This is a genomic window from Rhizobacter sp. (assembly GCF_046595475.1).
Lineage (GTDB): Bacteria > Pseudomonadota > Gammaproteobacteria > Burkholderiales > Burkholderiaceae_C > Rhizobacter.
The window spans coordinates 1-5,610 of record NZ_JBKJOQ010000116.1 but is presented as its reverse complement, the minus strand read 5'-3'; the positions used below and the strand labels follow the sequence as shown (position 1 = coordinate 5,610).

Here is a 5,610-nt window from a genome sequence, read left to right as displayed (position 1 = left end):
GCTGGCGCCGGTCGACACCAACCTCTTCCCTGGAGGCTTCAACAACCTCACGCCAGAGATGCTGCCGCTGGCGGTGCAGGCGGCCATGGCGGCCATCGAGAAGATCTGCCCCGAGGCGAAGAACCTGCTGCTCATCCCCGAGCGCCACACGCGCAACACTTTCTACCTGAGCAACGTGGTGCGCCTGAAACAGATCTTTCACCAGGCCGGCCTCAACGTGCGCCTGGGCACGCTCGACGAAACGATCAAGGCCCCCACCGCGATTGACCTGCCTGACGGCACCTCGCTCACCGTGGAGCCGCTGGTGCGCACGCGCGGTCGCCTGGGCCTGAAAGACTTCGACCCCTGCACCATCTTGCTCAACAACGACCTCTCGTCCGGCCTGCCCAAGGTGCTGGAAGGTTTGCATGAGCAGTACCTGCTGCCGCCGCTGCACGCCGGCTGGGCAGTGCGGCGCAAGACCAATCACTTTCACGCCTATGAAGAAATAGCCAAGAAGTTTGCCAAGCTGCTGGGCATGGACCCGTGGCTGATCAACCCAATGTTCGCCAAATGCGGTGAGGTCAACTTCAACGACCGCGTGGGTGAAGAGTGCCTGGCGAGCAATGCCGAAGCGCTGTTGGGCAAGGTGCGCCGCAAGTACAAGGAATACGGCATACAAGAGAAGCCCTTCATCATCGTGAAGGCCGACGCCGGCACCTATGGCATGGGCATCATGACGGTGCGCGACCCGAAAGAGTTGGTCGACCTCAGCAGCAAGTCGCGCAACAAGATGAGCGTGATCAAAGACGGCCAAGAGGTCACTGAGGTCATCCTGCAAGAAGGCGTGCCCACCTACGAGCGCGTGAACGACGCGGTGGCCGAGCCGGTGGTCTACATGATCGACCGCTACGTGGTGGGCGGCTTCTACCGCGTCAACGCAGAGCGCGGCATCGACGAGAACCTCAACGCTCCCGGGGCGAGCTTCGTGCCGCTGGCGTTTGCCGAGTCAAACCAGTTGCCCAGACCCGGCGTGAAACCGGGCGCCAGCGCCCCGAATCGCTTTTACATGTACGGCGTGATTGCCCGGCTGGCCATGCTGGCTGCGAGCTATGAACTGGAAGCCACCGACCCCGACGCCGAGGTCTATGAGTAAGCTGCGAGAGTGATCGCTCGCTCGTTGCTGCACTGCAACATGCACCGTGGGCCTCTTGGCGGGGGGCTCAATCACCCGAAGGTGAGGCGCACAATAGCCGCTCTTCGTGACTGACCCGGCCCGCTTGCGCAGGTTTGGTGACCTGTGACCCCTCATCGTCCTGCCTCCAGCCTGGCGGCCCTCACCCTCGGTGCCATCGGCATCGTCTACGGTGACATCGGCACCAGCCCGCTCTACGCAATGAAGGAAGTTTTCGCGCAAGGGCGAGTGCCGTTGACGCCTGAAAACATCTTCGGCGTGCTGTCGCTGATGTTCTGGACCATCACGGTGGTGGTCTCAGTCAAATACGTGGCGCTGATCCTGCGCGCCGACAACAACGGCGAAGGCGGCCTGATCGCCATGCTCACCCTCGCCTCACAGGCGGTGAAAGACCGGCCGGTGCTGCGCCGGCGGCTGCTGTTGCTGGGCATTTTCGGCACCGCCATCTTCTTCGGCGACGCCGTCATCACACCGGCCATGACCGTTCTCTCGGCCATCGAAGGCCTGGAAGTGGCCGCGCCGGGCCTGCACCGCTACGTGGTGCCCCTCACGCTGATCGTGCTGACAGCGCTCTTCCTGGTACAGCGCCACGGCACGGCCAGCGTGGGCAAGCTGTTCGGCCCCGTCACGGCCCTGTGGTTCATGGTTTTGGCTGTCATGGGGGTCACACACATCGCCCAAAACCCCAGCGTGCTGTGGGCGTTGAGCCCGCACCATGCGCTGTACTTCCTGGGTGCCCACTCGGGCATTGCCTTCATCGCGCTCGGCTCGGTGGTGCTGTGCGTGACCGGCGCCGAGGCGCTCTACGCCGACATGGGCCACTTCGGCAAACGACCCATCCGCTTTGCCTGGTTCGGCCTGGTGATGCCCGCCCTGGTTCTCAACTATTTCGGCCAGGGCGCCATGCTGCTGGTGCACCCCGGCCACGCCAGCAACCCGTTCTACGAGATGGCGCCGCAATGGGCGCTCTACCCGCTTATCGCGCTGGCCACGGGCGCTTCGGTAATCGCTTCCCAGGCGCTGATCACCGCGGCGTTCTCGGTCACCAAACAAGCCATCCAGCTGGGCTACCTGCCGCGGCTGCGCATCACGCATACCTCCGTCAAGGAGACGGGCCAGGTCTACGTGCCATTCATCAACTGGGGCCTGTACGCGTGCATCGTGCTGGCGGTGGGCTTCTTCGGCAGCAGCAGCAAGCTCGCCGCGGCCTACGGCATCGCCGTGACGATCGACATGCTGATCACCACCACGATGACCTTTTTCGTCATCCGCTATGGCTGGAAATACCCCTGGTCACTGTGCATCGCCGCCACCGGCTTCTTCTTCATCGTCGATTCGGTCTACTTCTCGGCCAACATCGTCAAGATCTTCGAGGGCGGCTGGTTCCCGGTGGCCATTGGTGGCGTGATGTTCGTGCTGATGATGACCTGGAAGCAAGGCCGCCAACTCATGCGCGATCGCCTGCGCGACGACGCCATCGACCTGACGAGCTTTCTCGAAGCCGTGTTCATCAGCCCGCCCACACGCGTGCCCGGCACGGCGGTGTTCCTCGTCAGCGACCAGGGCATCACGCCCAACGCGCTGCTGCACAACCTCAAGCACAACAAGGTGCTGCACGAGACCAATCTTTTCGTCACGGTTAAGCACCACGAGGTGCCGTGGATAGGCTTCAACAAGCGCTGCGAAATCGACCCCCTGGGCCACGACTGCTGGCAGGTCACGCTCAACTTCGGCTTCAAGAACGACCCCGACGTGCCCGAAGCCCTGGCCCTGCTGCGCGGGCGCGGCGTACAGCTCGACGACATGGAGACCTCGTACTTCCTGTCGCGCGACATCGTGATCCCAACCCTCGGCACCGGCATGATGATGTGGCGCGAGAAGCTGTTTGCCAGCATGCACCACAACGCCAGCGGCGCGGCCGATTTCTTGAGCCTGCCCACGAATCGCGTGGTCGAGTTGGGCTCCAAGGTCGAAATCTAGATCGCAAAAAAAGCAGCGGCTACCTCCTGGTTGAGCCCGCGCAGCTTGGGCTCGACGCTGGTGCCTTGCGAAGCCGCACGTCGGCAATGGCCAGACTCATCGCTCGATGGCGGCGAGGGCGCCGGAGGCGGTGCCGCACGCAGCAGGGATTGGAGGTGTGGGCAGAGGGCCCACGGTCGTGGCATCGGCGTAGTTGAGGCCATGGTTCAGCGCGAACTGCGGTGTCTGCCCGTCGCCCGCGTTCAGTGGCGTCTGGCATGGCGTGGCGGGCCACGAGAAAGGCAGGCGGCCGACGAAGTCGTGCGCTACACCGCCTTGCGCGTTGCGGTAGAGCACGTCGCTCACACCCTTGCCTTCCGTGCCTGGCAGCCAGGCGGCGACGAACGCGTTCGACTTGTTGATGAACTCGTTGGCGTACAGCGGCCGTCCGCTCAGCATCACCGTCACCACCGGCGTGCTTTTGCTGCTCAACTTGCCACTCACCTGGTTGAGCACGGCAAGGTCGCCCGGGTAATTGGCGGAGTGCGCGAGCGTGCCCTTCAGGTCGCCCATGCCTTCGGCATAGGGCGTCTCGCCGATGACGGCAATCACCACATCGAAGTGGGCCGGGTCGTGACCCACACCGGTTTCGCTGAAGGTCACGTTGGCCGCACCGGCGGCTTCCTGGATGCCGGCCAGCAGGGTGTCGCCCACCGGGGCGAAATCGGCGTTTTGGTTGCCGGTGCCTTGCCAAGTAAGGCTCCAGCCGCCGGCCTGGTTGGGCAGGCTGTTGGCGCTCTTGCCCACCACCAGGGTCTTGCGGCCTGTCGCCAGGGGCAGCACCGCGTCGTTGTTCTTCAGCAGCACGAGTGACTTGCGCACCGCCTCGCGCGCAAGCGGCCGGTCGACCAGCAATGCCTGGTTGCCCGCACCGGCCGTTTGCGACGGCTTGCGCCCGTTGAAGAGGCCCGCGCGCAGCTTCACCCGCAGGATGCGCGTGACCGCATCGTCGATGCGCGCCATCGGGATCGCACCCGAGCGCACCTGCAACACCGTGCTGGCGATGAAGGCCCGCCAATCCTGCGGCACCATCACCATGTCGATGCCCGCATTGATGGCCTGCGCGCAGCTTGTCTTGCTGCAGCCGGACACCTGCTCGATGCCGTTCCAATCGGACACCACCAAGCCGTCGAAACCCATCTTCTGCTTGAGCACGTCGGTCAGCATCTCTTTGCTGCCGTGCAGCTTGCCGACCTGATTGTCGGAGCCCGGGTGGGCCCAGCTGTGGAACGACACCATCACCGCCTGTACGCCCGCCGCCAGCGCGGCGTAGTACCCCTGGCCGTGGATGTTGATCATGTCGTGCTGGCTGACCGAGGCCACGCCCTGATCGGTGCCGCGGTCGGTTGCGCCGTCGCCGATGAAGTGTTTGGCGGTGGCGACCACGTTGGTGTCGGAATCAAAGCGGCCCTGCAGGCCGGTCACGAACGCACCGGCATAGGCGCGAACGATGGCGGGGTCTTCGGAGTAGCTCTCATAGGCGCGGCCCCAGCGGTCGTCGCGCGCCACGGCGAGCGTGGGCGAGAAGGTCCAGCCGATGCCGGTGGCGCGAACGGCCTGGCCAACCGAGGCACCGATGCGCCGGATCAAGGCCGGGTCGCGCGCCGCGCCCAGGCCGATGTTGTGCGGAAAGAGCGTGGCCTTGTACACATTGCTGTGGCCGTGGATGGCGTCGGTGCCCCAGAGGATCGGGATGGGTGTCGCCATGGCGGTGCCCATCGATGCCTCGTAGTACTGGTCGGCCAGCGCGACCCACTGCGCCGCGGTGGCGTACTTGTTGCCGCCAGGCCAGGTGCCACCGCCATTGAGCACCGAGCCGATGAAGTGCTGGCGCACCTGCGCCGCAGTGATGCTCTTGGTCTCGGGTTGGATCATCTGCCCGACCTTCTGCTCGATCGTCATCGACGCCACGATCTGCGCGATGCGCGCCTCCATGGCGTCGTCGCGCGCGATCGCACTGGTGATGGCCGGCCAGTCGGCGTACATCGGCGCGGGCGGAATGTCGCCGCCGGCGTGGGCTGCGCCCGTGAGGGCGAATGCCAGCAATGAAGACAACGCAAGTCGCATGGCGTGGGTCAGGATGAAAGAAGTCACGGCAAAGCCTCAAGTTGAAAGTGTTCACCCAGGTGGCGCCTTGCCCACCCATCACCTCGTTGCCGAATTCGATGCTCGCCACGAATTCGTCCGCGTTCAGCGCTCAAGGCTTCAGCTCGATGCGACCCACCTGGAAGTCCACCGCGCGCCGGGCGCCGGGCGTCAAAGCCGGGTCGCTCACCTCGATGGCGGTCACGGCCTTGGCAGTGTCTGCGATGCTGCGGCCTTTGGTGCCGCAGTAGCCATCGGGTGCGAAGCGGTCGAGCGCAATCTCGAGTTCGCGCAGCGCGGGCGACACCGGCACCATCACGATGGGATAGCAG

At 64.8% G+C, this 5,610-nt stretch carries 4 protein-coding genes; 2 read left to right on the top strand and 2 right to left on the bottom strand.

The window, feature by feature from the left end:
* Position 1 precedes the first annotated feature (1 nt).
* The gene (gshA, locus tag AC30QB_RS21405; RefSeq protein WP_489548300.1) at positions 2-1,135 is read left to right on the top strand and encodes a glutamate--cysteine ligase; all 1,134 of its coding nucleotides are present in this window, start codon (positions 2-4) and stop codon (positions 1,133-1,135) included.
* Between the two features lie 144 nt (positions 1,136-1,279).
* The gene (locus AC30QB_RS21400) at positions 1,280-3,154 is read left to right on the top strand and encodes a potassium transporter Kup (protein WP_489548299.1); all 1,875 of its coding nucleotides are present in this window, start codon (positions 1,280-1,282) and stop codon (positions 3,152-3,154) included.
* A gap of 96 nt (positions 3,155-3,250) precedes the next feature.
* On the opposite strand, the gene AC30QB_RS21395 is transcribed toward AC30QB_RS21400, so the two are convergent.
* Together AC30QB_RS21395 and AC30QB_RS21390 are read right to left on the bottom strand one after the other, a co-directional pair.
* A complete protein-coding gene (locus AC30QB_RS21395) occupies positions 3,251-5,287 on the bottom strand; it encodes a glycoside hydrolase family 3 protein (RefSeq protein ID WP_489548298.1) in 2,037 nt (678 codons plus the stop codon).
* A 103-nt stretch (positions 5,288-5,390) separates the two neighbouring features.
* On the bottom strand, positions 5,391-5,610 hold a 220-nt coding region (locus AC30QB_RS21390; protein ID WP_489548297.1), incomplete at its 5' end, for a hypothetical protein.